General features: G+C 67.6%; 26 protein-coding genes, 1 tRNA gene and 1 pseudogene. 8 read left to right on the top strand and 20 right to left on the bottom strand.

All coding sequences use genetic code 11. The annotated features are described in order from the left end of the window. Positions 1–38: 38 nt before the first annotated feature. From ACSC1Q_RS07415 to ACSC1Q_RS07425, 3 genes are all read right to left on the bottom strand, one after another. The gene (locus tag ACSC1Q_RS07415) at positions 39–2,396 is read right to left on the bottom strand and encodes a chaplin family protein (RefSeq protein WP_436757917.1); all 2,358 of its coding nucleotides are present in this window, start codon (positions 2,394–2,396) and stop codon (positions 39–41) included. Between the two features lie 243 nt (positions 2,397–2,639). Next, positions 2,640–3,260, bottom strand: coding sequence for a hypothetical protein (locus tag ACSC1Q_RS07420; protein ID WP_436757918.1), 621 nt, complete (start codon positions 3,258–3,260; stop codon positions 2,640–2,642). A gap of 110 nt (positions 3,261–3,370) precedes the next feature. After that, positions 3,371–4,678 carry a M20/M25/M40 family metallo-hydrolase gene (locus ACSC1Q_RS07425; protein ID WP_436757919.1) on the bottom strand — a complete coding sequence of 436 codons (1,308 nt, stop codon included), beginning with the start codon at positions 4,676–4,678 and terminating at the stop codon, positions 3,371–3,373. A gap of 166 nt (positions 4,679–4,844) precedes the next feature. On the opposite strand from ACSC1Q_RS07425, the gene ACSC1Q_RS07430 reads away from it, so the two are divergent. After that, a tRNA-Leu gene (locus ACSC1Q_RS07430) sits at positions 4,845–4,930 on the top strand. A 535-nt stretch (positions 4,931–5,465) separates the two neighbouring features. Here the strand turns inward: ACSC1Q_RS07430 and ACSC1Q_RS07435 are convergent. From ACSC1Q_RS07435 to ACSC1Q_RS07455, 5 genes and pseudogenes are all read right to left on the bottom strand, one after another. Beyond that, positions 5,466–6,584: pseudogene (locus tag ACSC1Q_RS07435) on the bottom strand (recombinase family protein); the annotation flags it as partial. Positions 6,585–6,589: 5 nt separating this feature from the next. Then, entirely contained in the window at positions 6,590–6,859 is a 270-nt protein-coding gene (locus tag ACSC1Q_RS07440) for a hypothetical protein (protein ID WP_436757920.1), read from the bottom strand. Positions 6,860–6,965: 106 nt separating this feature from the next. Next, complete coding sequence (locus ACSC1Q_RS07445; RefSeq protein ID WP_436757921.1) at positions 6,966–7,253, bottom strand: hypothetical protein; 288 nt, start codon at positions 7,251–7,253, stop codon at positions 6,966–6,968. Continuing rightward, positions 7,250–7,741, bottom strand: a complete 492-nt coding sequence (locus tag ACSC1Q_RS07450) for a hypothetical protein (RefSeq protein WP_436757922.1) — start codon at positions 7,739–7,741, stop codon at positions 7,250–7,252. Before ACSC1Q_RS07450 ends, ACSC1Q_RS07445 begins: the two co-directional genes overlap by 4 nt. Further along, positions 7,742–8,140 carry a hypothetical protein gene (locus ACSC1Q_RS07455; RefSeq protein ID WP_436757923.1) on the bottom strand — a complete coding sequence of 133 codons (399 nt, stop codon included), beginning with the start codon at positions 8,138–8,140 and terminating at the stop codon, positions 7,742–7,744. 699 nt (positions 8,141–8,839) lie between these two features. Between ACSC1Q_RS07455 and ACSC1Q_RS07460 the strand changes: the two genes are divergently transcribed. The 3 genes from ACSC1Q_RS07460 to fxsT all read left to right on the top strand — a co-directional run bounded on the left by ACSC1Q_RS07460 (position 8,840) and on the right by fxsT (position 15,108). Next, positions 8,840–9,187, top strand: a complete 348-nt coding sequence (locus ACSC1Q_RS07460) for a GntR family transcriptional regulator (RefSeq protein WP_436757924.1) — start codon at positions 8,840–8,842, stop codon at positions 9,185–9,187. 1,847 nt (positions 9,188–11,034) lie between these two features. Continuing rightward, entirely contained in the window at positions 11,035–11,568 is a 534-nt protein-coding gene (locus ACSC1Q_RS07465) for a hypothetical protein (protein WP_436757925.1), read from the top strand. Positions 11,569–12,444: 876 nt separating this feature from the next. Then, positions 12,445–15,108, top strand: a complete 2,664-nt coding sequence (fxsT, locus tag ACSC1Q_RS07470) for an FxSxx-COOH system tetratricopeptide repeat protein (protein WP_436757926.1) — start codon at positions 12,445–12,447, stop codon at positions 15,106–15,108. A gap of 183 nt (positions 15,109–15,291) precedes the next feature. Here fxsT and ACSC1Q_RS07475 read toward each other — a convergent pair whose 3' ends face one another. The 3 genes from ACSC1Q_RS07475 to ACSC1Q_RS07485 form a co-directional block, all read right to left on the bottom strand. Then, positions 15,292–15,753, bottom strand: coding sequence for a hypothetical protein (locus ACSC1Q_RS07475; protein ID WP_436757927.1), 462 nt, complete (start codon positions 15,751–15,753; stop codon positions 15,292–15,294). 247 nt (positions 15,754–16,000) lie between these two features. Continuing rightward, positions 16,001–16,342, bottom strand: a complete 342-nt coding sequence (locus ACSC1Q_RS07480; protein WP_436758360.1) for a tyrosine-type recombinase/integrase — start codon at positions 16,340–16,342, stop codon at positions 16,001–16,003. Between the two features lie 617 nt (positions 16,343–16,959). Beyond that, on the bottom strand, positions 16,960–17,157 hold the full coding sequence (locus tag ACSC1Q_RS07485; protein WP_436757928.1) for a hypothetical protein: 198 nt from the start codon (positions 17,155–17,157) through the stop codon (positions 16,960–16,962). A gap of 356 nt (positions 17,158–17,513) precedes the next feature. Here ACSC1Q_RS07485 and ACSC1Q_RS07490 point away from each other — a divergent pair, with 356 nt between their 5' ends. After that, positions 17,514–17,660, top strand: a complete 147-nt coding sequence (locus tag ACSC1Q_RS07490) for a hypothetical protein (protein ID WP_436757929.1) — start codon at positions 17,514–17,516, stop codon at positions 17,658–17,660. Between the two features lie 284 nt (positions 17,661–17,944). After that, complete coding sequence (locus tag ACSC1Q_RS07495) at positions 17,945–18,658, top strand: hypothetical protein (RefSeq protein WP_436757930.1); 714 nt, start codon at positions 17,945–17,947, stop codon at positions 18,656–18,658. Here ACSC1Q_RS07495 and ACSC1Q_RS07500 read toward each other — a convergent pair. The 3 genes from ACSC1Q_RS07500 to ACSC1Q_RS07510 form a co-directional block, all read right to left on the bottom strand. Beyond that, the gene (locus tag ACSC1Q_RS07500; protein ID WP_436757931.1) at positions 18,645–19,403 is read right to left on the bottom strand and encodes a tyrosine-type recombinase/integrase; all 759 of its coding nucleotides are present in this window, start codon (positions 19,401–19,403) and stop codon (positions 18,645–18,647) included. The two genes, ACSC1Q_RS07495 and ACSC1Q_RS07500, sit on opposite strands and share 14 nt — an antisense overlap. Positions 19,404–19,544: 141 nt before the next feature. Further along, on the bottom strand, positions 19,545–19,733 hold the full coding sequence (locus ACSC1Q_RS07505) for a hypothetical protein (RefSeq protein ID WP_436757932.1): 189 nt from the start codon (positions 19,731–19,733) through the stop codon (positions 19,545–19,547). Between the two features lie 3 nt (positions 19,734–19,736). After that, complete coding sequence (locus tag ACSC1Q_RS07510; protein ID WP_436757933.1) at positions 19,737–20,153, bottom strand: hypothetical protein; 417 nt, start codon at positions 20,151–20,153, stop codon at positions 19,737–19,739. Positions 20,154–20,420: 267 nt separating this feature from the next. Here ACSC1Q_RS07510 and ACSC1Q_RS07515 point away from each other — a divergent pair, with 267 nt between their 5' ends. Then, positions 20,421–20,681 carry a hypothetical protein gene (locus ACSC1Q_RS07515; RefSeq protein WP_436757934.1) on the top strand — a complete coding sequence of 87 codons (261 nt, stop codon included), beginning with the start codon at positions 20,421–20,423 and terminating at the stop codon, positions 20,679–20,681. Between the two features lie 434 nt (positions 20,682–21,115). On the opposite strand, the gene ACSC1Q_RS07520 is transcribed toward ACSC1Q_RS07515, so the two are convergent. The 6 genes from ACSC1Q_RS07520 to ACSC1Q_RS07545 all read right to left on the bottom strand — a co-directional run bounded on the left by ACSC1Q_RS07520 (position 21,116) and on the right by ACSC1Q_RS07545 (position 25,371). After that, positions 21,116–21,247 (bottom strand): hypothetical protein, encoded by a 132-nt coding sequence (locus ACSC1Q_RS07520; protein ID WP_436757935.1) that lies wholly within the window; start codon positions 21,245–21,247, stop codon positions 21,116–21,118. A 251-nt stretch (positions 21,248–21,498) separates the two neighbouring features. Beyond that, positions 21,499–21,783, bottom strand: a complete 285-nt coding sequence (locus ACSC1Q_RS07525; RefSeq protein ID WP_436757936.1) for a recombinase family protein — start codon at positions 21,781–21,783, stop codon at positions 21,499–21,501. Then, positions 21,780–21,989, bottom strand: coding sequence for a hypothetical protein (locus ACSC1Q_RS07530; protein WP_436757937.1), 210 nt, complete (start codon positions 21,987–21,989; stop codon positions 21,780–21,782). Before ACSC1Q_RS07530 ends, ACSC1Q_RS07525 begins: the two co-directional genes overlap by 4 nt. A gap of 382 nt (positions 21,990–22,371) precedes the next feature. Further along, positions 22,372–22,755 (bottom strand): hypothetical protein, encoded by a 384-nt coding sequence (locus tag ACSC1Q_RS07535; RefSeq protein ID WP_436757938.1) that lies wholly within the window; start codon positions 22,753–22,755, stop codon positions 22,372–22,374. A gap of 241 nt (positions 22,756–22,996) precedes the next feature. Further along, positions 22,997–24,814 carry a relaxase/mobilization nuclease domain-containing protein gene (locus ACSC1Q_RS07540; protein ID WP_436757939.1) on the bottom strand — a complete coding sequence of 606 codons (1,818 nt, stop codon included), beginning with the start codon at positions 24,812–24,814 and terminating at the stop codon, positions 22,997–22,999. After that, positions 24,811–25,371: a plasmid mobilization protein gene (locus ACSC1Q_RS07545; protein ID WP_436757940.1), complete on the bottom strand. Its 561-nt coding sequence runs from the start codon at positions 25,369–25,371 to the stop codon at positions 24,811–24,813. The genes ACSC1Q_RS07540 and ACSC1Q_RS07545 overlap by 4 nt, the downstream gene beginning before the upstream one ends. Positions 25,372–25,736: 365 nt before the next feature. On the opposite strand from ACSC1Q_RS07545, the gene ACSC1Q_RS07550 reads away from it, so the two are divergent. Next, positions 25,737–26,903: a hypothetical protein gene (locus tag ACSC1Q_RS07550; RefSeq protein WP_436757941.1), complete on the top strand. Its 1,167-nt coding sequence runs from the start codon at positions 25,737–25,739 to the stop codon at positions 26,901–26,903. The last annotated feature ends 14 nt before the right edge of the window (positions 26,904–26,917 follow it).

Below are 26,917 nucleotides of genomic sequence, written 5' to 3' on the forward strand. Positions count from 1 at the left end.
CATGTCTAATGGGTGACTAATGTCTTACTTTCTACGTCTTACTTCTTGCCGAAACGGATCCGGCGGGTGGTGCCGAAGACCGTCGCGGCGACCGCGGCCATCGCGCCGATCATCAGGGTGACCAGGGAACCGACATTCATCCCGGTCACCCCCACGGGCTGGGCGGCGCTCATCAGACCCAGGTCGCCGACCGGCAGGGCGCCCGCCGGGGTCGAGGAGCCCAGGTCGGTGACGGGAGCCAGCGGCGAGCCGTTCCCGGCCGACGTGGCCCGGTCACCGGCCGACGCGGCCCGGTCACCCGCCGGAGCGGCGGGCACGGCGGGGAGCTCGGGCAGCCTCGCGGGGGCCGCGAACCGCGCCTGGTCCGCGGGCGCCGACGACATGTCGGAGGCGGACGCCTGGCCGGTCGCGCCGCCGAGAGCCGGGACCGCCGGGAAGGCGGGCAGCAGACCGCTGGTCTTGTGCCTGCCGGGCTTGGAGTCCCAGTGACCGTGACCGTTGTCGTAGCCACCGTGACCGCCGTGACCGCCGGGGCCACCCCACTGGCCGCCGCCGGAGCCACCGGGGCCACCGGGGCCACCACTGCCCGGACGCCCGGACGGGCCGCCGACGCGGGAGCCGCCGAGGCAGCCCGCGGCGGCGTCGCCCAGGACGGCGACCGCGTTGCCGCAGATGTTGACCGGCGCGGTGATCGGCGCGACCACCTGGTTACCGCCCAGCACCGAGCCCCGGCCGGAGGTGCGGTTGCCACCGGCACCCGTACCCGCGCCCGCGCCGCCCGCGACCGAGGCGCCGCCCCGGCACGCGGCCGCGGCCTGGCCGAGCACGCCCACCGCGTTGCCGCAGACGTTGACCGGCGCCGTGATCGGCGCGACCACCTGGTTGCCGCCGCCGACGCTGTGCTCACCGTTCGTGCGGTTGCCACCGGCACCGCCACCACCACCGGCGCCGCCGCCCACCACGGACGCACCGCCCTGGCAACCGGCGAACGCGCCGCCCAGGACGGCGACCGCGTTGCCGCAGACGTTGATCGGCGCCGTGATCGGCGCGACGATCTGGTTGCCACCCAGCACGGAACCCCGGCCGGACGTGGTGTTGCCACCCGCGCCCGCACCGCCGCCCCGGCCCGCCGGAACCGACACTCCTCCGGGGCACCCCGCCCGGCCGTTGCCGACGGCGCTGCCGCAGACCTCGGCGGGCGCGGTGATCGGCGCCACCACCTGGTTGCCGCTGCCGGCGCCGAAGCGCCCGTCGGTGTCGTTCCCCTGCCGGCCGTAACCACCGGGGCCGCCGGGGCCACCGGGACGGGGACCGCGCTCCCAGCCGTCGCCGGGGCCGCCGGAACCGGGGCCGCCCGGACGCGGGCCGTGCTCCCAGCCGCCACCGGGGCGCGGCCACTGCTTCCCGCGGTCACCGTGGCCACCGTAACCGGGCTTGCCGGGCCTGCCGTGCTCCCCGGACCCGCCGGGTCCGCCGGGCCGGCCGGGTCCTTCGTGCTCTCCGGGCTTGCCGGGCCACCCCGGACCACCCGGGTGTCCCGGACCGCCGGGGTGCCCTGGGCCGCCGGGGTGCCCGGGACCGCCGGGGTTCCCAGGGCCACCGGGGTTGCCGGGACCGCCGGGGTTCCCAGGGCCGCCCGGGGTGCCGCCGACGACCTCGGCGCCGCCCTCGCAGCCGGAGAAGGCCTCGCCGACGACGGCGACCGAGTTGCCGCAGATGTTGATCGGCGCGGTGATCGGCGCGACCACCTGGTTACCGCCCAGCACCGAGCCCCGGCCGGAGGTGCGGTTGCCACCGGCACCGGACCCGCCACCGGACCCGCCCTGGTTGCTCACCGAGGCCCCGCCACGGCAACCGGCCGCGGCCCCGCCGAAGATCGCGAAGGAGTTGCCGCAGGCGTTGATCGGCGCGGTGATCGGCGCGACCACCTGGTTACCGCCGCCGACGCTGTGCTCACCGTTCGTGCGGTTGCCACCGGCTCCGCCGCCGCCTCCGCCCTGGTTACGCACCGAGGAGCCGCCCCGGCAGCCCGCCTCGGAGCGGCCGAAGACCGACACCGCGTTGCCACAGGCGTTGACGGGCGCGGTGATGGGAGCGACGACCTGGTTGCCGCCCAGGACGCTGCCCCGGCCGGACGTGGTGTTGCCACCGGCGCCCGGGTCGCCGTCGCCGGGCTCGACGGAGGCGCCGCCCTCCGAGGAGGCGGCCGACTGCCCGGCCACACCGACGGCGTTGCCGCTGATGTCGATCGGCAGGGTGATCGGGAGGTTGACCTGGTTGCCTCCGGCGATCGAGTGGTCGCCGTCGGTGTCGGCGAAGGCCGTACCGCCGCCCATGGCCATGACGCCCAGCGCGAGCAGTGCCGCGGGGGCCGTGCCCGTAACCCACGTACGCATGATTGAAGCTCCTAGCAGTTCGGGGGGGACCTGACCCTCGTGAGGGCGTGGAGGCCATGCGAAGGCCGGACAGGCCCGCACAGCGGAGGCCCCGACGGGCCGTCACGAGGAATGGGAAATGCCTTTTCCGCTGCCTGCTGGTCGCTCACCGGACGGAGCGGTTCTCCTGGGGACGGAGGATGAAGGCAGGCTCCGCGACCGGCGGATCACCCGAGAGGGGATGGGCCGGTCCGTGAGACGAGATCAGTCAGGAGAGAAGGAAGGATCGTCCGCCGCTGTGCGGACGACAGGGGGGAGCACGAACGCCGGCGGGACCCGCTGCGTCATCTGCCGCGGGTCGTGGGCGAACAACGCGACATCCCCCGGACCCGGTCCTGAGAGGCCGGATCCACCACCGCTCTGGGGCACGAATCCATTGGCGCCAGAGCCGTGCTCGACGGTGGCGGGTGCCGGGAACCCCGGCTTGGACTGGCTGGTGAGCCCGTCCACACCTCGCCCCGCCATGGCCTCGGCGTTGTGCGTCGCCGACAGCCCGCCGCTGACCGTGGGGAAGACATCGGCTCTGGAAGCCGATCCGGAAGCGGCTGCGTGAGGGGTCTGGGAGCCCGCCTCCCCTGTCGTCGCGGTGGTGTCCGCGACCGCGGGAGCGGCGCCGAGGAGCCCGAAGACGACCGCGAGCAGCCATGCGGCGGCCAGGAGACCGCCGATAGCGAGGGCTCGCCTGACGCCCCGCCGAGTGCCGGCCGCGAACCGCGCCATCCGGTCAGCCCGGTCGGGGATCGTGTCGTCGACGGGAAGGGTCACGGGCGCGCGTCGGGCAGCGGGCGAGAACGCCCTCCACTGCCCGTGCGGCACACGTGCCACGTGACCTCCCCAAAGCTCCTGGACGGGCCCGTTTGGACACGAGCCATCCCTCAACGGAGAGTTACGCTAGCACCACATCGAGTGAGCGCAACGGATTTCCCGGGAACGGCTCAGCAGCCGTCCAGGAAACGGTCAAGCACCCGGACCCCGAACTGGAGCGAATCCACCGGCACCCTCTCGTCGATGCCATGGAACATCCCGGAGAAGTCCAGGTCCGCGGGCAGCCGCAGCGGCGCGAACCCGAATCCCCGGATGCCCAGCCTGCTGAACGCCTTGAGGTCCGTGCCCCCCGACAGCGTGTACGGCACGGCCAGCGCCCCCGGGTCCTCGGCGAGGAGGGCGTCGGCCATCGTGCGCACCAGCGGCCCGTCGAAGCCGGTCTCGATGGCGATGTCGTGGTAGACGAACTCCCTGGTCACGTTGGGGCCGAGCAGCCCGTCGAGCGTCTCGAAGAACTCGTCCTCGTACCCCGGCAGGAAGCGGCCGTCCACGTGCGCGGTCGCGGTCTGGGGGATCACGTTGGCCTTGTAGCCGGCCTCCAGCATCGTGGGGTTGGCGGTGTTGCGCAGCGTGGCGCCGATCATCCGGGCGAGCGGTCCCAGCTTGGCGACGGTCTTCTCGGCGTCGTCCAGGTCAAGCTCCAGCTCCAGGGCCTTGGAGGTCTCCTCCAGGAACGTCCTGACCGTCCGCGTCATCCGGACCGGCCACTCGTACCGCCCGATGCGGCCCACCGCCTCGGCCAGCTCGGTGACCGCGTTCTCGGCGTTGAGCATCGAGCCGTGCCCGGCCCTGCCGGTGGCGGTCAGGCGCATCCAGGCGATGCCCTTCTCGGCGGCCTCGATCAGGTAGAGCCTGCGCGCCTCGTCGATGGAGACGCTGAACCCGCCCACCTCGCCGATCGCCTCGGAGCAGCCGTCGAACAGCTCCTTGTGCTCGTCGGCCAGCCACTGCGCGCCGTACTTGCCGCCCGCCTCCTCGTCGGCGGTGAAAGCCAGCACCACGTCCCTGGGCGGACGGCGGCCCTCGCTGAGCCGCTGCCGTACGACCGCGAGGATCATCGCGTCCATGTTCTTCATGTCGACCGCGCCGCGCCCCCAGACGCAGCCGTCGGCGATCTCGCCGCTGAGCGGGTGCTGGGTCCAGTCGTCCGCGTTGAAGGGGACGACGTCCAGGTGCCCGTGCAGCAGCAGGGCGTCACGGGAGGAGTCCTCGCCCGCGATGCGGGCGATCACGTTGGCCCTGCGGCTGTCCGACTCCAGGATCAGCGGCTCCAGCCCGACCTCGGACAGTTTCTCCGCCACGTACTCGGCGGCGGCCCGCTCACCGGGCCCTGAGTTGTCGCCCGCGTTGGTCGAGTCGATCCGGATCAGGTCGCGGCACAGCCCGACGACCTCGTCCTCAGCGTTGATCGCCGTCATGTGGACTCCTTGGGGTTCGGTACGGCTTCCGCCTCCCATCCTGCCGTCGGCCTCCCCTTCCCGGCACCCCGCCCTTGCCCGCCCTCTTACCGATATGACGCTGGCTCAAGAGTTTGCTAACCTGAGTCCGCCGACGCGGGATGACGGTCCCACGTGCAGGCACCACGTCCGGGTGGCGGAATAGGCAGACGCGCTAGCTTGAGGTGCTAGTGCCCTTTGCGGGGCATGGGGGTTCAAGTCCCCCCTCGGACACGTTCGATTCGCCCATGAGGTCCTGGTCAGACGTAGAGCTGACCAGGATTCTTTTTTTGCCGGGGTGATAGGTCAGCCGAACGCCGAGCCCGGCGTACAGCCGGGCCTTCCTGACCGGCTCAGCCTTTCCCAGAAGCCGTACTGCGTCACCCATGGTGTTCATCACCTTCGCAAGGTCGTCTCGGGTGAGCTGCCGCCTGCGGTTCGGTTCACGGCGTAGCTGTGCTTCGGCTCGGATCTTCTTGGCCTGTTCCTCTCGGATCCAGCCGGCGACCACGGCAGGGTCCGCACCCGCCTCCAGCGCGGCACGATGCTGGGCGAGCTTTCGATCGCATTCAGCCAGTTGACGCCGCGCCACGGGGAGATTTTCATGCTCCGACGGCTCGATCCGCTGGGCTTCGACCAGAAGGTCGAGCGTCTCATCGACTCGGTGAGGAAAGAACAACCTCCCCAGCCAGCGATCAAGCTTCGGAACGATCGCGTCCTCTCGGATGTAGACATTGCGAGGGTGCATGACCCGATTCGCCAGGGCGTACTCCTCGGGAAAGCGGCACCGGTAGTACGGCGCCTCGTTGGACCAGTTGCCCTGCATCCGTCGATCACATACCCCGCAGAAGAGCAGCCCTCGGAGGATGTACGTGTGGCTCGCGGCCTTGAGGCGGCGACCGGTCTGCCGCCCACCGCGCCCGGCGAGCAACTCCTGGACGACCTCGAAGTCCTCTGCGGTCACGATCGGCGGTTGCGCGATCTCGTCGGACCACACCCACTCCTCGCGCGTGTTCCAGCGGAGCTTGGTGGCGTGGCCGAGGCCGACGTCGTCAACGTCGATGAGGACCTCGTCTTTTCGCTGCCGGTTCCAGACCTGGCGACCGGTGTAGCGAGGATTGGTGATGATGGCCCGTATTGCGCTCTTGGACCATGCGATCCCGGATCTGTGGCGGTTGCGGCCCGGGTCGTGGGCCGAAGGGCAGGGAATGCCATCGGCGCTCAGACGTTCGGCGATGGCGTAGAGACCACGGCCTTCCAGGAACTCACCGAAGATCCGGGCCACGACGGCAGCGGCGAACTCGTCGAGTTCCAATCGGTGCTGCCGCTTGCCTTCGGCCGCCTTGGCGGGATTGGGATGGGGGCCGGCATCAGCCAAGCGATAGCCGTACGGCGGCCTGCCCCCGAGGAAGCGGCCTTCCACCTGGGCCTGGGCTTTCATGGCGCTGCGCACGCGGATCTTGATGCGATTGCGCTCGCCCTTGCTCATCCCGGCGAACACGCTCATGACGAGGTCATGAGCCTCGTTGTTCGGGTCGATGGGGCCGCCCACCTCGGGCACCCAGAGCGGAACCCTGAAGTGCTCGAAGACGGGGAAGGTCAGGCCGTACTGGTTGCCGTAGAAGGCTCGTTGCGGCTCGCCGATCACCACCGCGTCGAAGCCGCGGTCGGGGGTGCGTAGTTCGGCGAGCAGCGCCGCCGCGTGCGGGCGGCGCTGCCAGGGGATCGAGCGGGACTTGTCGATGTCGAAGAACTCGGTGACGATCACGCCCCCGCGCGACTCGATGAGCGCGCGGGAGCGGGTGATCTGCCAGCCTCGCGAGGACTGGGGATCCTGCTTGTCCTCGGTGGAGACTCGGCCGTAGAAGGCGAAGCGGATGGTGTTCATGGGTCCTATGCGACGTTGGGGCAGTTGACGAGCATGGTTTGGTGAGCCTCCAGCAGGATGGCGAGCAGTTCTGTGGCGGCGCCGGGCGTCAGGCGGGGCGGTTCACTTGGTAAGACGATGTGCGGAGTCCGCTGTTTGCGAGTGGTGGATGCGGTCATGATGAGAGGCGCTCCTATGCGTTCGTTGCTGGCGGGTAGGGGTACGGCCCCGGCGACGTGCTTGGCGGTACTGGAGTCGGGGCCGTTTTGCTGCCGTACCTTGGCGTAGATCTGCACGTTGCGGCTGGCACCTCGGCAGGGCGGCGGGTCGGATGTTTCCGTGACGTCGAAAGCGCAGGCTGCCTGCGGTGCTTTCTCAAGCAGGACAGTGCTTTGCGTCTGGTCATGACGCAGGTTTCTTAGCTGCAAGTGGGTGGCACGCCGGGCAGCGCGCCACAGTGTTGTCGTGAAGTTCCATCTGCCGGGTGCGCTCGTCGCAGTAACCGCACCAATCTGGGGCGATCCTCAGCGACGGACTGGGCTCGACGCCCTCGAACGCAGGCAGGAACTTGTCGGGGTCTTCCTTGATCGCCTTGGCCACGTAGTGACTTCGGTGCTTGACGGACCGGCCATCGAGGATCGCGTGGCGGATCGCGGCCGCGTCGAGGAGGCGGATCTCGCGGCCGGTCAACTCAGCCAGAAGCTGGACGATAACGCGATCGACGGAGTCGTCGTCAGTAACGCGTTACGTTTGGCGTTACTGACGCCACCGTCGACTGCGGGTGGCTCGGTCCGGTCGCGTTGCCTGTCTCGCCACCTCTTCTGCCGCTCGGCGTTGGCCTTTCGTTCTTTCTCCGCCCGCTCCTTAGCGGGCACGAATGCGAAGAAGTCATGAATCACCCACCCCTTCGCCACAGGTGCCGGGCAGAGATCGGAGGGACACTCTTCGCCAGACGGATGCCAGGTACCCCGGGACACGAGTTCGGTGATGAAGCGCAGCGGCTTTCGCACCCGCGGACACACGTCGATCAGGTCTTCCTGGAGTACCGCACCGTCGGTCAGGTTGTGGGCACACCAGAAGATCGCTGTGAAATGCATACGAAATGCGGCGTCCGACAGGCTTGCTACCTGCCTCCGAGTCGGGAACCGGTCGTCGAAATACAGCCCTTCTCGTTTCATCTAGTGCCTGCCTCTGTCCGTCAGATGCAGACCGGCCGTGGTGTTGAAGGCACGGTCGATTCGGAGCGCGAGGTCACGTGCCGTCTTCCGGGCCGCCGTAAGTTCTGACAAGGCCTTGTCAAGACGCTCGTCGGGGTCGCCATGGTCGTCACCCAGTTGTCCGGATGCCTGCATGCGCCGCAACGCCTCGCCGAGTTGCCCCAGCAGTTGGTCAAGCCCAGCTGTCGAACTGCTGATACGGCCGAGGACGTCGTACACGGTGGACGGATAGGTGACGCCGACATGGGAGAGCGTGGCGTGGTTGAGGACGCGGACAGCCTCGGATACGGCTACGGCGACCTCGCTGGTGTAGTCGTCACCATGGGGGCCATCTGACGACAGCCAGACAGTCTCAGCCATCGACGTTGACTCCGATCGCTGAGATCTTGTCAAGATGCCCGCGTCCCGTCAGGGTGGTGACGAGAGTCAGCAGCCGACGCATGAGCCATTGAGGCACCCCTAGGGTGTCCGTGCTCGCGATCGATGGGATGCTGAACATGGCCTACTCCCTTCGAGTGGGTCTGATGGGAGGCCCGGCGCCAGCGCGCCTCCAAGCAATGCGGGCGCTGGGTCCTCCTGTAGTGAACGTGCAGAGGGCCAACTTCATGATTCGGCGGGGAGCTGTTCAGCTACGCCGACATGCGCAGTTGTCCGCTTCTCATCTGCCGGTGCTCCCCCAGACGTCTCACCCCCTCGTGTTCCAGGAATCACGTACGTAGCAGGCGTATCTACCATGATGACACAAATCGCTTTGCTGGACTTGACTCGAAAGAGTCAGAAGATTCGCCTCGTGTTTCAGCGCCTCGCGATCCCCCTGCCGTTCTCATCACCTTCACACCGCACCGCTGGCTTGCCATGCGCGCACATCCACCCGGCTAGTGATCCAAAGCACGGCCGACATCACACCAGGCCAGAGCCATCAGCCCATGGTGATCGCTCTCACTTTTCCTCCTTGCCTAGCGGTCAGATTAGCCTAGGTAGGCAGTACTGTACTAGTTCAATCTAGGTGTAGCTCAACTGTGCTTTCCTAGTACACCTGAAGGGCGTAGCCTTGGCGTTGTGTCCGTGCCTGATTTCAGCGATCCTCAGCCTGCCTACCTACAGATCGCAGACGACCTGCGTCAAGAAGTGGCGGCAGGTCGACTCAAGCTCGGCGAGCGGCTTCCGGCGCGGCGGCAGTTGGCCCAGCGCTACGGCGTGGCCGTCGAGACGGTCCGTCGAGCCTTGGACGAACTCGCGCACGATGGCCTGATCAGCACGCAATCGACGCGCGGCACATACGTGGTCAAGACTCCTGACCGGAATGAGCCGTCCTCCGAACTTCAGCAGGCGATGACCGAGGTGCGCCGGCTGGCCGAACGCATAGAAGGTCTGGAGTCTCGCGTGAAAGACCTCGAAGGCCACTGACCCCCTCCACGCGTCCCTTCGAGCTTCATCCCTTCAGAACGTCGCGCGTGTAATGCAACGCACCTTCGAGATTTTTTCCTCTCGGAGCTCCGGGCTCTTCCTGGCAGCAGCCGAATCGGCCTGCGCGGAGCCACAGGTCCAGGCGGAGCGGCCCGAGCGGAGCGAGGACGACTACCTGGAAGTGCGGCTTCGCGACGACCATCATCAGCCTGCGAGGAAGACTCTGGCGACCGCGATTCTCCCCCGCCGCCGAAGATCGTTTTTGATGGTTCCGGCTGGGTTGCGTCTTCTCCCAGAGCTCGCGAAAGGTAGTGAGGGGCAGACCAAGCAAACCGGAAAGGGGCAACGGCGGCGGGCACATAGGACAGAACATGGATCCTGTTCCGGGACCATCCCCGCAGGCGCGGGGAGCACATGTTCCAGCAGATTGTGCCGCTGATCGGCCAGGGACCATCCCCGTGCGGGGATGGTCCTCGGGCACTGCCTGACTGTCTCGGAGGTCTCCTGTCGGCCCCGCGTCCACGGGGAAGGTCCTCAGGGGCTTGGCGTGCCTATGCGTCAGCTTTGGTCGGCCCCGCGCCTGCGGGGATGGCCCGGAGACGACGATCTTCCCAGAGAGGGGCTACGCGTCGACCTCGCCTACGCGGGGATAGTCCGATGACCCGCGCCGTCTGGCTGGCCCGTGCCCTGTCGCCCCGCGCTCGCAGGGATGGTCTCTGGCCGCGTTGTTTGAAGCCAGAGGAGGCGAATCAGTCCTCTCGACCCGTCTCCTTCTTATCCGGGGAGTCTCGAAGCAGTCAGCCAGAGTACATGCCGACGAGGCGTTGAGATGCGAGCGGCGCAACCATCCGGCCCGGCAAGAAGATAACCATTTCCCAACGACGCTATTTTAAACATTTTCAAGAAGTTGCCCATACACTCAAAGCCGATTACAGAACGAGCACACAGGGTTACCAAAATAGATCTTGATGGTTTGTGGAATCCAATGTTATAAATTTGTGTAAATCACACAACACCCCTCTTCTTCAGTGCACGGAGGTGCGTTTCATGGTGTCCCAGCGCGGAGTGATCACAAGAATGGTAACGGCAATTTCTTTGATTGCATTTACTCTTGCCACTCCAAGTGGATCGGCCAGCGCGGACACATGGCCGTTCAATGACCTTAAGCCAGACGGCGGGAATCATATTTACTGCTACGCCGGGACCGTCGGTGTTACTCTCACGGACAACATGCAGTTAGCCATCAACTATCTAGACTCCGCAACTGACACTGTTACCCAATATCATTCGACGTGTAACCTCAGCGGTACAGGTCAGACGGATATGGTGTGGATGAATTACGTACTGGGCAGCGGCAACTACGGGGGAGCTAGATGCGATGTTTGGTGGCCTGACGCCCCGTATACCGATCGCTGCGACAGATCTCGCGCGGTTTTGGATAAAAACTACATTGACGCTTCAACATCCAATACAGAAAACCAATACACCAAAACCGCCTGCCATGAACTGGGGCACACGGTTGGTTTGGCCCATTACGACCCAATGCTGTCGGCCCCCCCAGAGGGTCACGACTGCATGCGCAGTGGCCTATGGGCAGATGGTTCAACCTGGACCCGAACCTACAACAGCCACCACATAGCCCATATCAATGCCTGGTTCTAAAGAAACTAAATATGGGAGCACTTGTGAATAATTCGATACTGCGCATTGCGCTCTGTTTGACTGCCACTGCCTTCTTTGGCGTGAGCTGCGGAAACGCAGACCCGTCCCCACGCTCACAAGGACAGACAACTACTACTCAGGCTGCTCCCTCACGCCACAATCTCAATGTTTCCGTACTCCGAGCGATGCATTTCGACTACGACCACAAAGCCACTCCCGAAGAATTAGTTAAGGCACGCAACCATGAAGCGATCACGACAGGTACCGTAGAAGGATTCGAACAGGGGCGTGACATATACGCGATAGAGGGTGACCCATACCCCGAGAAGCGCATTGTCATGCGCGTAAAAGTAGAGGACTCAATCAAAGATCGCGGTCTCGTCAAAGACGGCTATGTTTATGTTGACCTCGATCAAGGGGGCGTATACCACGACGGCACCCCACGCACGTCTCTTGAAGACTTCCGCAAAGCCATTCCCTCAGGAACAAGGGTCATACTTTTCCTTTTCAAAGAACAGCGAGCCGCATTCCGAATCGACGGAGAAAAAAATGGACTTCCTGAGGGGGCCCGTCTAGCGGCTGCCGATCCTCAAGGAATTATTTTCGATACAGGTAACCAGCTGGTCGGAGGTCAAGAAGATCTCGATACCCAATGGAAAAGCATAAATCGCATCGACGTTGTTGCCGAACGCGTCCGTAACGCACTAAAAGGCAATTAAGTGACGTGCGGATCGTGGCCATGGCTCGCTTGATGGAGGTGGGGGCCAGCGGGCGACCGGTGCGTGCCGAGGGCTCCGCGCTCAGGTGCGCGGTGTACTCGGCGGTGGCGAGCAGCAGAGTGCGGTCAGTCGCCGCGCACCAGGCGGTGAACGCCGTCCAGTTGGCGGCTTACACCCGCCGGGTGGCCTCGAGGGTTCCTACCTCGACTGCGGCGCGGGCCGCCGGGCTCAGCGTCTGCTCCGCCTTAGGGGTGGCCGCGCCGGGCCGAGGTTAGGTCGAGTAGCCAGTTCGGTCATCGAGGAGGCTCCGCAGGGGGTGAGGACGGTGGCCGTTCTGGCTTTTGATAAGAGATCCAACCTGCTCATTCTCCCCGGGTAATGTCGTCGTGGCTCGGTGGCACGCCGACGACGAAGGAGTTGGCGTGGCGTCGATCGCCGTCGACCGTCACGGCGAGCACCGAAGTGGCGATCGCGGACGGTTCCACACACCGCACCGGCGCCCTGGAGGCGCAGAGCGTGTCATTGTGGTGGCAATAGTAAGACCGGCAACCGGGTTGACGGCAGCCTCTTCGATGCGGCTGCTGCGCCTGCGACATCCCCGACTTCTCCCTGCAAGTGCGCCAGGTTGTGCCGGGCGGTCATGGTGTCGGGGTAGTCGGGGCCTACCACCCGGATCCGGTCGATCAGCAGCTCTTTCAGTGCGGCATAACCTCCTTTTCCGCACTCTCCCGCCGTCTCGACCTGTCCAGCCTTAAGTTCGAGCTGGTAACAGCTCTGTGACATGTCTGCACGTTTTGTAGTGGATCGGTCACTGTTAACAGGGTGGAGGGGTCTTCGCAGCAGGTGCCCGGCCGCAGGCGGCGGGGGTTGCGCCGTGTGCTGGTCTGGGCTGTGGCCGGGGTGTCGCTGGTGCTGGTGGCAGCGGGACTGGTGGGGTTCTTCGCCGACCCGCTGCACCTGCCAGACCAGCTACTGGACGTGCTGGACAGGCGGGCCAGCGTGATCAGCATGTTCGTCGGGATCGCTGGCCTGCTGGTGGCCGGGACGGCGCTATGGACACAGCTACGCTCACCCGCTCCCCTGCCAGCGATAGTGCCGAGCAGGCTGGGTTCGCCGGTGATCGGTGCCCCGATGGCCGGTAGCCAGGTGATCGGACAAGTGGCCGATTCAGCCCAGGTGAGCGGTCCGGGCAGCGCACACGCCGACCGGCGCTCGGTGGCCGGGCAGGTCGGCGCTCCGGTGATGACCGGCGACGGCGTCATGATCACCGGTGGAATCGTGGAGTCGGTGGGCGGCGTGCACTTACCGCCGCGACCGCCGGTGCCGGCCCGCCCGGTCCGGCTGGCGCCCCGCCCGCCCCAGCTGGCCGGCCGCGATCAGGCGCTTGCCGAGGTGCACCGGCGGCTGAACGCCGATGTGGCCCGGCCGAGTGTGCTTGCCGTGCATGGGCTGGGCGGGGTGGGCAAGACCAGCTTGACGGTGGAGTACGCCTACCGCCACCAGCACGCCTACCAGTTGGTGTGGCAGCTGCCCGCCGAGGACACCACCGTGCTGTCGGCGGCGTTCGCCGACCTGGCCGCGCTGCTGGGCGTGCGCCAGCCCGGGGACATGGCCGATCCCGTGCACCAGGTGCACGCCACCCTGGCCGCTCATCCCGGCCGGTGGCTAATCCTCTTCGATAACGCTCCCGACGCCGAAGCGGTGCGCGCCTTCCTGCCGCCCACCGGCGACGGGCACATCCTGATCACCAGCCGCTCCGGCCACTGGCCAGCCCGCCATGGCATGGAGCTGCCCGTGCTGGACGACGGCCCCGCCACCGTGTTTCTGATCGAGCGCACCGGCGACGATGACCAGGACGCCGCCGCCGCGCTCGTCGGTGAGCTGGGCGCTTTGCCGCTGGCGCTGGAGCAGGCCGGCGCCTACAGCGCAGCCGTCGGCATCACCCTGGCCGGCTACTTGGACCTGCTGCGCAGCCGCCGCGCCGAGATGCTGGCCCAGGGGTGGCCGTGGGGGTATGACCAGCAGGTCGCCTCCACCTGGCACCTGACCTTCGAGCACCTGTCCCGCACTACCCCGCAGGCCATCACCCTGCTGCGGCTACTGGCTTGCTACGCCCCCGAGGACGTCCCCTACCGTCACCTGCTCGCCTCGCTTGACCCCGACGACCCGCACGACCCGCACGAGGGCTACGGGAGGGAGGCTGAGATTCTCACCCTTCCCCGCGGCGAGCTGGCGGTCAACGCCGCGGTGAGCGCACTGCGCCGCCACTGCCTCGTCAACCGCCCCGCCGGAGGCAAGGTGTCGGTGCACCGCCTGGTCCAGGCGGTCACCCTCGACCAGCTTCCTCCCGGCCAACGCACCGCCTGGCGGCAGGCGGCAGCCGCTCTCCTGCAAGCCGTCCTCCCCGACGCACCCGAGTCGCCGGACAACTGGCCACGCTTCGCCCAACTGCTGCCACACGCCCGCGCCGCGTTTTCCCCCGCTTCACCGGCACTGCTCACGGTGGCCGAATATCTCGCCCAGAGTGGAAACTTCCGTATCGCCATCCCCCTCTTCCAAAAGCTCCACGAAGCACACACGGCCACGCTCGGCGCCGAGCACCCCCAGACTCTGGCCGTCCGACACGCCCTTGTTCACTGGACCGGGCGAGCGGGAGAAGAAGCTTCCGCCCGCGACCAGCTCGTCACCCTGCTCCCCGTTCGCGAGCGGGTACTGGGCACCGACCATCGCGACACCCTGACCACTCGGTACGCCCTCGCCGTTTGGACGGGGTGGGCCGGAGACCCTGTCGCCGCTCGCGACCAGTTCGCCGCCCTGCTCCTTATCCGCGAGCGGGTACTAGGCGCCGAAGATCCCGATACCTTGAACACCCGAAACGCTCTCGCCTTCTGGACAGGGATGGCCGGGGACCCCGTTTCCGCCCGCGATCAACTCGCCGCCTTGCTCCCTATCCGCGAGCGGGTACTGGGCGCCGAGCACCCCGACACTCTGGTCACTCGAAGCGTCCTCGCTGACTGGGAAGGGGAGGCGGGAGACCCTGTCGCCGCCCGCGATCAATTCGCAGCCCTGCTTCCCATTCGCGAGCGGGTATTAGGCACCGACCACCCCGATACCTTTCTCGCTCGAGCGGCCCTCGCCCATTGGATAGGGCAGACGGGAGACCCTGTCGCCGCCCGTGACCAATTCACCGCTCTGCTCCCGGTCTGTGAGCGTGTATTGAGCGCCGACCATCGCGACACTTTGGGCGTCCGACACTCCCTCGCCGCCTGGACCGGGCGGGCGGGAGACCCAGCCGCCGCCCGCGATCAACTCGCCGCTCTGCTTCCGATCTGCGAGCGCGTATTGGGCACCGGACATTTCCTCACTCTGACCATCCGGTATGAGCTCGCCAACTGGACCGGACAAGCAGGAGACCCAGCCGCCGCCCGAGACCAACTCGCCGCCCTGCTCCCCATCCACGAGCGCGTACTGGGCACTGACCACCCCGATACCTTGGCCACTCAGCATGAGCTTGGCACCTGGACTAAGAAAGCTCAATGAGTGACTATGTCGTTAACAACAGCGCGCAGGTATGCGCTTACCTGCGCGCCTAGGCGCCTACGCGCGCGCGAGGCCTCGCCCGTCGGGGGCGGTCCGGTAGCCGGTGGGGTCCTACTCGCCGTAGCCAGCAGAGCGCCGATCCTCGGTGGCCGCGGCGATGCGGTCGGCAGGGTGCCCGTCGCCCTAGTCCTGCGCGTCGTCGAACGTCTCGTATTGGGGGTCGAACGCGCTGGCGGAGTAGCAGGGCTGGCAGAGACCCCAGCTCCACACCAGGGGACGGACCTCCTTGCAGATGTCGCACGTGCCGGGGCCGGGGTCGGAGAACGCCACCTGGTAGGCGGCTTGGCGGTCGGCGGCCTGACGAGCCCGGTCGTCGGCGTGGTCGGGGTGGTACAGCTCAGCGTAGGTCCTGCCGCGGGCGCTGGGGTCCTCGCCGCGCTCGGCGCTGTTGGGCTCAGGGAGCAGGCCCAGCACCTCGCGGTCGCCCGAGCGGCCGAGTCCGTAGACGTCAGCGAAGGGTAGCGGTGGCCAACCACGCCGATCAGCAGGTGGGCGGCGGTCACGCTCGCGGCTGAGCAGGAGCTGAACCACGGGCCGCAGGTCCCACCGGCGGCCACGCTCGTCATAAGCGGCCTCAACGGTCACGCCAGTGATCGTCTCCAGCTCCGCAGCGAGGCGGCGAATCTGCGTTGAGCGGCTGGCCACCGACTCCTCCTCTTAGGGCGTCAACGCGGTGTTGACGCGCCTCATCATGCCAGGCTTGGAGCCTCGCGCAGAAGAGCACCTGGGCCAGCACGGGGCGGCGATCCTGGCCAAGCGCGATGAGTGCCCTCTTTAACGAGGGGGCATGGCCACCGCCTGGGCGTGCCGAACACCGGCCACGCGTCCCCGGTCAGGTTCCCCCTCCGAAGATGGAGGCCATCCGGTAGGCGGCGTGGGAGTCGAGTTTGCGCCGTCCGCGGTTGTAGCGCTGGGTGGTGACGGGGGAGGCGTGGCCGAGGAGCTCCTGGACGTCGACCAGCGACACCCCGGCGTCCAGGGCGGCCGTCGCGCGGGCGGTGTGCGGAGTAAGCCCGGCATAGTTGACCCCGGCGGCGGTCGCGGCCCGGCGCAGCGCGGTGGTGAGACGCCAGCGGTCGCAGAGCCGGCCCTCCTCGTCGACGAACAGCGGCTCGCTCGGAGTACGGCCTTCGAGAAGCGGTTCTGGCCGCCAGGGAACTCCGCGCCAGCCTATCTCGGATGCCTGTCGTGCTCGCTGCTTCCCTGGCCCGCCGCGCCTCCATCGTCAGAATTTCCTGGCATCGGCAAGCGGCTCTCGGACCGGCACCATGACAAGCCCGCGATTCGGCTCCAGAGCACACTTTTGGTCCCGATATAACGGCGGCTACGGTGAGGTTCTATCACCGAATGATCGTTGGGATGATCGCTCGACCTCAATGGGGTGGCAGTGCCGTCTAGGGCGGCACCCGCAGGGCTGAAGCGGCGGTCGGCCGCTCCGTTGCAGGTCATGAGGTGAGGCGCAAAGAAGATGGGACAAGAAGGTCAGAACGGCAATCCCGGTACGAACATGGCAGACCAGTGTTTCGTGCGCGCTTCGTCGTTAACACCACGCTTGCGACATGATGGGATGTAGGTGACGCGATGACCGTTTTGGCTTGATTAGAGCCTGCATGCAGGGTTTACTTGGCTCGCCGGTGGGCTGCATCCATTTAGCGTCTACCGGGGCACAGTCGTGGAAAAAGGAAGCCCCTCGTGCCAAGGATGTGCCGTCCCAGGCGGCACGAAGGGCCTCCGGTACTGCGGTAGTGCGGATGGTGCGTGGCTCCGGTGGACCGGACCCCTTGTGAGGGGTCAGGCGCCGGGGCCTCCGCCATCGAACAACCCACGGATCACGTCGCCGACCTTCTTCCTCAGGTCCCCATCGGCCAGTGCGCGGACCCCCTCAATGAAGAAGCGTCCGACGGCCGCTGCGGCCTGAATGATCTGCCAGCGCTGTGACTCGGTGTTCGGGTTGCTCGGCTCGGGACGCTTGTGACGCCGACGAGGCATAGCGGTGCCTCCTCTCCACCATCCCCTCGGGGTGAGGGGTGAGCGACGACCGGGGGGACTCCGGAGAGCTCCTGGTCGGCCGCGCCGCCCTTCGGCCAACCCGGGTTTCCGTTAGCCGAGAAGCCTGGCGAAGCTGAGGCACGAATCACGGTACACGTTCGAGCCGCCACAGAAAGGGCCAGCGCCTCCCCTTTCGTCGGCGATCGGAAACAACAACCTTAAAAGTGGAGGTATTCACCTGAAGTAGCGCCAACGTCGCTTGATGATGCACTCAACGCGAACCAGTCAATGGTCCTTCACGAAGAGCTACCACCGATCCGGATGTCACCGACGGAGGCGGACACCAACATCTAGTGGTGGAAGTGGTGATCGCTCTCCAGTACGACCTGGTCTGGTGGATTCGAGCCGACCAGCAGATGTTCGTCTTCTCCTCGCCTCCCCTGCCATCTCGACATCAACGCCCCTGGAAGGAGTTGTTCGCCAGGAGGCACTACAGCCATTGAGGGCTTCTCTAGCTCGTATCGGCTCTGGGTCGAGGAAAGGGCCGCGCCTAGCGCAGCAGGGTCAGCGTCGTAGCCGCTACGGCCGTTTGCGTTGACAGCTTGGCGGTGGTTGGCCAACCCCTCGCCGTCGACGACGGCCTGCAGCCCGTCCTCGCCCAGGGGCCAACCTAAGTGCTTCGTGGCCCTGTCATCACGGTGTCGGCCGACTACCTCGCGCGCCCGCACGCAACCACTTCTCTTGAGGTACCCCTTTTATTCCATAGAGGTACCTCTATGATTGGGTGATGGCCGACAACCCGACGTTCCCCGCATTCGACACGTTCAACGACGCACGCGCCCACCTCCTCGCCGTGCTCCCCGAGGTCCAGCTTCTGCCAACCTTGTCCAAACACAGCAGCACTCCCGACCAGGAGGTGGAGATCTATTTCGACCTCACCACCGCGACGGCCTACTCGGTCCACGCCCAGGACTGGGAGGGCGGGCCGCCCTTCATCATCCAGGTGACTTCCGCGGAAGTCCTCCTGCACGACTGTGAACAGGACGTCTCGGACGCGGTGACGTACTTCACCGACCCCACGTCCTACATCGACGACGTCAACGGACCGTTGCGCCCGCGCCGGGACCGGCAGACCGATCTCGCCACCATCGACGAGGCGAACAGCGTCGAGCTGGCCTGGATGCGCGTCAAGAACGAACGCCACGCGGCGGATATGGCCACGTTCGACGAGGCTGACTACGACTACGACCCCGTCGCTGCTGTCGAGTTCGAGCTCACCGGGCAGATCATGGAGATACGCGCTGAGATGACTCGCCTGGCCATGGCCCGTGCGATGCACATGCGCAACCTGCTGCAGAGCTATCCCAACCAGCACGGGGCCAAGGCCGCGCTCGCCCGGCGCCTGGGGATTCCCGCCCAGTCCGTGCACGACGCCTTGGGCGCCGATGCGCGGCGGCGCGTCGATCCCGCCGCGCACGCCTCCTCGCTCACAGGCCGGTGACCGGGTTGTCGCTCCAGCGATCGGCCTCTTCGATGTAGCCGAGCAGTGCGGTGGAGCCATCGGCCCAGCCGCCGTGGCGGCCGATGCGTTCCAGATCGGCGCCGGCGCGACGGGCGGCGGTGGCGAACCCCCGGCGCAGGGAGTGGCCTCTCCAGCAGCCCTCCAGGTCGGCGGCCGCGGCGATCCGGGTCACGACGTCGGCCAGGGCCTCGGCGCTCAGGCGCCCGGCCGGGTCCCCGATCGGGCGGCCGCGCCGCATCAGCGGTGGGGCCAGGTGGCCGTGCCGGTCGACGCGGATGAACAGCGGACCGCCGGTGCGGCCAGCCTCAGCGAGCGCGGTGGTCAGCGCGCGCACGGCGCGGACCGGGCAGGTGGCCGGGTTGGCGCCGTAGGGGACCGCGACCTCGTCGTGGCGCTTGAGCTTGCGCCGATACAGCCCCACCAACAACCCGTCGGGGGTCTCGCGGACGTTGGCGACGTCCAGGGCGGCCAGTTCGGAGACCCGGGCGGCGCAGGCGTAGCCGAGCAGCAGCGCGGCCGCGTCGCGCCTCCCGGCCAGGGTGGTGCGATCTACGGTGGCGAGCATGGCGCGCAGCGCCTGGGGGATGGCCGGTTCGGCGCGGCGGGGCCGTGAGCGGGCCCGGGTGGCCGGGTCGGTGCTGGTGGCCAGCATCTCGCGGTAGCCGGCCAGCACCTTGCGTGCTCCCTTGGTCTGCGGCGGGGAGACGTCGGCGGCGGCGTGCATGGTGTGGATCGCGGCCAGGGCCCGCTCGATGGAGGCCGGGGCCAGCGGCCGTCCGGTGCGCGCCGAGGGAGAAGCGCTCAGGTGCGCGGTGTACTCGGTGACGGCGGTGGCGGGTAGCGGGATGCGGCCGGTCGCAGCGCACTAGGCGGTGAAGGCGGTCCAGTCGGTGGCGTAGGCGCGGCGGGTCGATTGCGGTATGCCGGCCTCGATGGCGGCGCGGGCGGCCGGGGTGAAGTGGTGGTCGACGTCGGTATGCGTCGCCGGCGGCTGCGTGGCTGGAGAGGAGACGGACCTCACTCGCGCCGGGGCGGGAAGAGATGGGCTCGTCATCGCTTACCTAGTTGTCAGGGTGTCGATGAAGTCGGCGGCTGCGTCGAGTGCCGTGGTGAAGTCCGCCACGGCGGCCGCGGACAGCGCTGCTATCTCCTCCGGGCTGTCCTCGGGAAACCTGGTGTGCTCCACAAGCGAATAGGACTGCAGGGCGGCCAGCGCGCTGGCCACGCCGCGCGCTTGGCCGGGTGACAAGGTCAGATTGGGCTGCTCCTTGCGGACGATGGTGACCAGCACGGCTGGCGGGTCAGCCGCTGCGACCGGCTGAGCTACCTCGACGGTGATGAGGCCGCCGTCGGGGGTGTCGATGAAGCCGAACCTGCGAAGGTGTGCGGTGGCGTGCTGGGCGGTGCACCACGGTGGGCAGGCCTCCGGTGCGGAGGCGGTGTGGGTCGTGCTGTCGGTCGTTGTGCCGTCCATGCGGGGCTCCGTGGGGGGATGCGAAGAGGGCGGTGATGATGGTGTCCTGGCTCTTGATAAGAACCATTATCTGGAGCCAGACCGCCAGAGATAGCCCTCCCGTTCACGAGAGACGACGCGAACGGACCGACGTCCTCTTCCTCTTCGGATCGCTACCGCGACGGACAGTGTAAGGAGGACGAACCCGCGACCTGCACGACCTGAGTACCGCCGAGGACGACGAGATCTGACCAGCGTGGCGGAACAGAGGGTGGCAACGTGGGAGCCATGAAGGAGACACCGGACTCGGCCCCAGCGACCTACGAGGACCTGCTGCGCCAGACCCGCCGGATTCACCAAGAGCTGGAGCGGTACGACGGGATAACCCGGCGGCAACTCCAGGAGGAGTGGAAGACCGTCGAAGCCGCGATCTACGTCGCGCTGGACACCACCGATGACGAGTCCGGCCAGGTGGCAGGACGGGCCGCGCTGGACGCCGCCCGACAGATCCGGGCGCGGTGGATCCCAGACGCAGACGACCTTCCGTAGCCGTGTCCGGTGCGTTCATCTAACGACCGTTAGATGAACGCCATAACGGACCATCAGCCCGTCTCTCGCGTGTTGGGACACCGATAGGACTCAGATGTGAGAGCCATCACATCGGTATCGGTGCGCGCGTCTTCTCCAAGCCAGGAAGGATGTGGATGGAGGAACCGCTAAGGAGACCTGCACCACCGTCCCTTACCGCTACACCCGGCAGTCTGCGTGGAGCGACCGCCCGGTTCCTTGTGGACATCACGCCGGGCATCTTCAAAAGGAGATGCCCGCAGTATGTCCAAACGATCTCGTCGCCCTCGTCGGCGTGGCCGCGCCCGCCATCACGGCCAACCGTCCAAGCGGCGGATTCACCGTCCCGGCCCTGCGCCCTCCTCCTTGGCGAGGCCGCACGGATCGGCCCGCCGCGGCGAGCGGTGCGCGATACCTCAGCCAGCAAGGCGGAGCCACGCGACCAGGCCGGGACCGGCGGTGCGGCTGTCCCGTAGGGCGAAGAAGACGGCCGAGCTCGCGCGGGCCCTCTGGGACCGGTGGTGGGTCCGCTGGCTCTGTCGGCTCATCCTCTTGCCCCTCCTAGTGGCCCTGGCGCAGCACTTCCTTGGGGTGTCCAGCCCGCTCGACGTGCTGCACCTACTCGGCTTGTAACCAGGGAAAAGGAACCTCGGAGCCGCCCCCTTGATAAGCCGTCGGCCCGTCTCCTGCTCACAGGAGACGGGCAGGTGGTCGGCGGCGTGTTATTCGCCTGCTCTCCGGACGTGACGAACGCCCCGCCGCACGGCTCTCGCCGGGACGGGGCGTTCGTGTTGAACTCCTATGCGGACAATTCGGCAGTGGGCTTCGACGCCTTCTCCGTGCCCTGGCGCTGCATGGCGATCTCCTGCTGGGCGTGCCGGGTGTGCAGGAGTCGGTCAACGTAGGACTTGGCCCATCGAGGTCCACCTGCCGGAGTCGGCACGCCCTCGGCGTTCAACACCTCACCGATCTCCGTGAGACTGAACCCCTGAGTGCGCAACTGTATGACGCGACTCACCACTTCGGGCGGACAGGAGGGCGGCCGGCCACGTCCTGAGGGACGCGGCCGGGTGAAGGCGTTCACCGCCCCTTCCGGTGAAACAGCTGCAGCATGTCACGAAAGATCCGGTACCGGACTTCTGCCTGATGCTCATCGGCGGCCCGCAGGGCCGCCATCATGGCGATCCCGACGTACAGCGCGAACACGGCGATGACCGCCGCGATAAACCCGGCAACCCAAGCGGTTACCGGGCCAACCTCCGCCAACATCTGGCGAAGCAGACCCATCATTCATGGCTCCCCAGCTCAGAGCGGGGAGCATGATCTAGCCAGGCGCTAGATCAGCTCCTTCGCCTTTCCCGGCGCCGGTTGCGCCAGGTAGGGGAGTGGAGCAGTGGCTGAGCAGGAGGTGACGGCTAGCGTTGTATCGGTGCCGCAACTGTCTCGTCGCGGACTGGCTGGGCATCGTCGCGGACTGGGTCAAGCCAACGAAGAACATCAAGATCAAACCGAAGAAGAACATCAGGAGCATGTCCACCATGGTGTGCACTTCATCCCCTTCCCGAGGGCTGAATCAGGACGGTTGCTCCTGATCCTTCAACGGTAAGTCCTCGAAGGAGACGTACCGGTAATTCTTCCGATCTGGTTGTTCCGATGACCGCCTCGGAGGCGGTCATCTCGGGCTTTGCGACCCACGACAGCGCGTTGCCAATTCGTCGGCCACCCGGGCATGCTCGCGAGCGCGACGGGCCAGCTCGACAGCGCGAGCGGCCACGGCCTCGGCGAGCGCGACCGTCAGCGGTTTCCAGCCGGGAGCCGGGTCCTCCTGGTCGACGAGCTCCAGGAGGTCGTCGACGGCATCGGCGACCCGGTCAGCGTCACCGGCCAGATCGCCGCGCACCTCGGCCAGCCGGTCGGCCAGGTCGATCCCTCGACGCCGGGCGCGGTAAGCCGCTTGACGGCACACCGCCGAGCAGTACCGGGGGCGCCGACCGGTCTCGGGCAGACTCAGCCGGGTCTCACAGACCGGGCATTCCATGTTCAGCGGACGCGGCATCGGCCCTCCCTGCGAACAAATTCGTAACGGCCTTTTCTGGCCCTCGTATCGTGACGAAAGTCGCGGATGTCTTAGCACTGTCTCGTGTGACAGTCCGTTCTGAACTGTCTGATCCATCTCTCTGGGTCTCTGGTCTTACGCTTCTGTGATCTTGTTCTCTGTGCTGCTTGCCTGTCTTGGTGATCTTTGCTGTGTGGTGCCGACTGCTCGTTCCTTTGTGCTGTCCTGTCTGCTCTGACGGTTATCGGCCTCGGCCGCCCCGCCCCGGCGAGGGGCCGCGGTGAGGCCTCGTCCTGGCGGCCTGCTGAGCCTGGGCACGTTGTGCCTGTTGGGCTTGCGCGCGTTCGGTGCGCTCTTGGACGACGCGCTCGGCGGGCATCACGGCGCGCAAGTCGAGCTCCTTGGTGACGGCGGCCAGTTGTCGGCGAGCCTCCTCGAGGGTGGTCGGGTGCCAGCGCCCGGGGAAGGCCAGCGCGGCCGCCGCCGCCGCGCCGTGCGCCTCCGCCTCGACGGGCTGGGCCGGGCGAGGCGGAGCAGCGGGCGGCGGGGAGCTGAACCGGGCTACATCAGCGACGGCCACAACTGCCAGCTGCTCCAGGCGGGCATCGGTGAGAGCGCCGTAGCGGCGCTCCGCCCAGGTCGGGGCCACTACGGCGCGACGCCGGTCTAGATCGCGGGCCAGGGTCTTGGCGTGCTCGGCGAGGGCGGCGGCCTGGCGCACCTGGCGGTGCTGCTCGTGCCACGCGGTGATGGCGGCCACCAGCCCCAGCAGCGCGGCACCCACCACCATCCACGTCACGGTCGCCGGACCCTTACGGGCAGCGTGGCCGATGATCTGGGCAACAGCCCGCACCTCCTCCCAGCCCGCAGGGCGGCCGCGCCCCTCACCGCGGGGAGCTTGAGCCGACCAGGCCAGGCGGTCGGCCAGCGCCGAGATCGGCCCCGGCCCGCCCGCGCTCGGCGTTTCGATGCGCTCGGCGAGCGCGGCCACCATCGCGGCCGCGCCCCGGCACCCGATCCGCCAGGCCACGACGTCGCCGGGCGAGGTGTGCTGCAGCCGCTCGCGGACCGCGTCGACCAGCTGCGCGGCGCGCTCCCACTGCTCGACGTCGACGGCGGCCCGCTCGCCGGGACCGGCCGGGCCCGCGACCTCGAGGGAGCGGCGCCACTCGGCGAGCGCCTGGTGCTCGTCGACGCCGACGCCAGTGTCCCACTGCTGGCGCAGCCGGGGCAGGGTCAGATCCGCGGCGAGCTTGCCACCGCCGAACCACACCGGCTCCTGCCCCTCAGCCGGGCGCAGCGCGGCCGAGTAGCCGACGACGCGGTCGCGGCCGCCGGTGGCGAACCGTGCTCGCACCAACACCCCGGATGCCTTGGCCCGGCGCATGAACTCCGCTTCGCTCGCCGAGCGTGCGGCGGCCGCGCGCACCAGGCGGGCCAGGCGCTGCCGTTCGGAGGGGGCGCCGGCGCGCATCTTCTGGTGTTCGGCCTTGGAGTAGCCCGGCATGCCGTGCCCGGCCCGGCCCTCCACCACCACCAGGTCGAAGCGGCGCTCCATGTCCGCGCACACCCGGCTCATGGTGCGCCGGTCGTTCCAGGTGGCGGCGACCTTGCCATCCTCGCGCACCAGGTTGACCATCAGGTGGAGGTGCTCGTTGCCGCCGACCGAGCGGCCGTGGTGCACCGCGATCCACCGGCACGGCGCCCGCCCGTCCGCCGCGTCAAACCCCATCCTGGCGATCGCCTCGTGGGCGACCTCGGCCCACTGCGCATCAGCCAGCTCCTCGCCGGGCGGCAGGGAGATCGCGCAGTGCCACACCCACCCGTTCGGCGGCGTGACCCCGAGCAGGATGCGGTGCGAGTCCATGTCGCGGCCCAGCGCGTAGATGACGTCAGCGTCGGCGACGTGGTCCAGCCGAGTCCCCTCGGCCAGGCCGAGCGTCACGTCGGCCGCGATGATGCGCTGATCGGTGTGCTCCCCGCTGGAGCCAGGGCCGAACAGGTAGCGCACCAGCCCGGCGGGGCTGCTGCCGCGCTGGGCGGAGATGAAGTTGTTCACCAGCCCCGGCCCCCGTCGTGGCCGTCGTCCTGGTCGTGGTCGACGTCGTGACTCTGGTGGCGGTCGACGTCGACCTCGACGTCCAGGCCGGGATCGGCGGCGTCCTCGAGTGCGGCGCGGCGGCCGTACGGCAGGCCGAACTCCCCGTAGAGGGCGGTCGCCGCGTCCAGCCGGGCGAGGAAGCGCAACGTCGCATGCATCGTCGCCTCCAACGCCGCCGGCACCTCTCCGGTGGCGTTGGCCACCTTGGCCAGTTGGTTGAGGTTGACCCCCACGGCCGCCACCAGGCGTCGCGCGGCCAGCAGCTCGGCGGCGTTCGCACGCAGCTGACTCGCGGTCGCCGCGTCCCCGGCCAAGCCCGCCTCCACCAGGAACCGCGGCACGCTCACCCCGGCCTGCCCGGCCCGCGCGTCCACGACGGCCTGCTCGGCGTCCGACATCCGCACCGAATGCTTGTGCGGCCGCCCGCCCGGCTCGCGTCGCTGGCGCACCGGCGGCCGCGCTGCTGGCTGACCGCCTACGCCCTCGTCCTGGCCCCGATCGTCTCCTGCCGTCATTCGGCCTCCCCAGCGGAGCGACCCGCCCCCCCGGCGGGACATCTCCTCCCAAACGATAGGAGAGGAGATCAACCGGGCGAAAGCCCGCGAAGCGATCCGGAGCCGGATCAAATATCTTGCTGACGTAGGAAACCGGTCCTCGCCTACGCACGAGGCCCCTCGACACCACAGGTGTCACGCGCGGAGATGATGTCAGCCGATGCGCGGACTTGCCGCCCAGCGGGTCGCTACGGTGAACGGCCATGCCCCGCCCCCGCCGCCCTCCGATCTGTTGTCCTGGCGAGTGAGGGGCGCGACGATGTGGAGGCCTTGGAGCCCCCGATATTCGATAACGGTCACTGTCGCGGCACGGCTACGCTCTCGCTGTGGACCGCTACGCCTGGCTACCCAGTCACCAGCAACACGCCGCCTACAGCCTCGCTCATGCCGACAACCTGATCGAGCGCGCCGGCCGCATCGCCCTCGATCACACCCGGCGAGGCACGGTGACCCTGAACGACATCGTCGTCGGAGACTTCGCCACCATGACGGTGACCGGCGTGGCGCCCCTCCCACAAGCCATGGTGCGGCTTGCCTCCGATGCCCTCAACCAGCTGCGGTCGACTCTTGAACACGTCCTTTATGCCGAGATAGAACATCGAGTCGACGCTCCTCTGACCAGTGGGCAAGCCCGCGCGGTGGAGATGCCTTGCACCTCATCCGTCGACAAGCTTCAGGAGTGGGCGACGAGGAGACCGCGTCGCGATGTGGACGTACTGCAACCCGGGACAGACCTGTACCAACGGATCGCCGACCTACAGCCGTTTCACCACAGAAACTCCCAAGACGCCCACCCATTGGAGGTTCTGGTCGAGCACACCAACCACTCCAAGCACCGCACCCCGTCGCTCGCCGCCACTCTTATTGGCGCTGTGACTCCTGACCGGCCATCCGATGACATCCAGGTGACGATGCCATCAGACCGTCCAGTTCAGGTCGGCGACGTTCTGGCCAGGCTGCCGGTCGGCCGCGTCGTCGAGGTCAACCTGTGGCCAAAGGTCTCGATCCAGCGCCCCCACACCCAAACCTGGCACATCCTGATCCACGAACTGCGCGACCTTGAATCCTGGGTTCGCCAAACCGTCCTACCGACGCTGATCGCAGGTAGCACCGATGTCAGCCCGCTGCCTCCCCACCTCGACATCACCGTCGGCTACGCCGACTTCCGCACCGCGCTCGACGCAGCCAGCCCCGCTCCTGCTGCGGACCGTCTCGAAAAGCTGGTGGGCGCCGAGATAGCGCGTGAAGGGCTCCCCGGCATCCTGCTCTTGCACCCCCACGGCGTACCACACGGACAGGCCCTCACCGCATGGGCCGCCACACTGAGCGACGACGAAGTACTCCAAAGATTCGAAAGCCTGCATGGGCTTGAATGGCACGACTTCGATGCCACCGTCCGCGCCATGATCGACGAGGCGCTCAACGGTCACCGCGGGCCTACTGGTCCGCTACACCCTGCGCCGCGCCCCCCATGCCCAACCATGATCCCTTAGGTCAGATCTCCACG

Source organism: Streptosporangium heterodermiicola, assembly GCF_051390675.1.
Taxonomy (GTDB): Bacteria; Actinomycetota; Actinomycetes; order Streptosporangiales; family Streptosporangiaceae; genus Streptosporangium.

What these genes read in the sequence shown, in the direction of transcription:
- ACSC1Q_RS07415 (WP_436757917.1), bottom strand. Translation starts at nt 2,396, where the DNA reads ATGCGTACGTGGGTTACGGGCACGGCCCCCGCGGCACTGCTCGCGCTG.
- ACSC1Q_RS07425 (WP_436757919.1), bottom strand. Translation starts at nt 4,678, where the DNA reads ATGACGGCGATCAACGCTGAGGACGAGGTCGTCGGGCTGTGCCGCGAC.
- ACSC1Q_RS07450 (WP_436757922.1), bottom strand. Translation starts at nt 7,741, where the DNA reads ATGAAACGAGAAGGGCTGTATTTCGACGACCGGTTCCCGACTCGGAGG.
- ACSC1Q_RS07455 (WP_436757923.1), bottom strand. Translation starts at nt 8,140, where the DNA reads ATGGCTGAGACTGTCTGGCTGTCGTCAGATGGCCCCCATGGTGACGAC.
- ACSC1Q_RS07465 (WP_436757925.1), top strand. Translation starts at nt 11,035, where the DNA reads ATGCATTTCGACTACGACCACAAAGCCACTCCCGAAGAATTAGTTAAG.
- ACSC1Q_RS07485 (WP_436757928.1), bottom strand. Translation starts at nt 17,157, where the DNA reads ATGCCTCGTCGGCGTCACAAGCGTCCCGAGCCGAGCAACCCGAACACC.
- ACSC1Q_RS07495 (WP_436757930.1), top strand. Translation starts at nt 17,945, where the DNA reads ATGGCCGACAACCCGACGTTCCCCGCATTCGACACGTTCAACGACGCA.
- ACSC1Q_RS07500 (WP_436757931.1), bottom strand. Translation starts at nt 19,403, where the DNA reads ATGCACGCCGCCGCCGACGTCTCCCCGCCGCAGACCAAGGGAGCACGC.
- ACSC1Q_RS07505 (WP_436757932.1), bottom strand. Translation starts at nt 19,733, where the DNA reads ATGACGAGCCCATCTCTTCCCGCCCCGGCGCGAGTGAGGTCCGTCTCC.
- ACSC1Q_RS07510 (WP_436757933.1), bottom strand. Translation starts at nt 20,153, where the DNA reads ATGGACGGCACAACGACCGACAGCACGACCCACACCGCCTCCGCACCG.
- ACSC1Q_RS07515 (WP_436757934.1), top strand. Translation starts at nt 20,421, where the DNA reads ATGAAGGAGACACCGGACTCGGCCCCAGCGACCTACGAGGACCTGCTG.
- ACSC1Q_RS07520 (WP_436757935.1), bottom strand. Translation starts at nt 21,247, where the DNA reads ATGAGCCGACAGAGCCAGCGGACCCACCACCGGTCCCAGAGGGCCCGC.
- ACSC1Q_RS07530 (WP_436757937.1), bottom strand. Translation starts at nt 21,989, where the DNA reads ATGATGGGTCTGCTTCGCCAGATGTTGGCGGAGGTTGGCCCGGTAACC.
- ACSC1Q_RS07535 (WP_436757938.1), bottom strand. Translation starts at nt 22,755, where the DNA reads ATGCCGCGTCCGCTGAACATGGAATGCCCGGTCTGTGAGACCCGGCTG.
- ACSC1Q_RS07545 (WP_436757940.1), bottom strand. Translation starts at nt 25,371, where the DNA reads ATGACGGCAGGAGACGATCGGGGCCAGGACGAGGGCGTAGGCGGTCAG.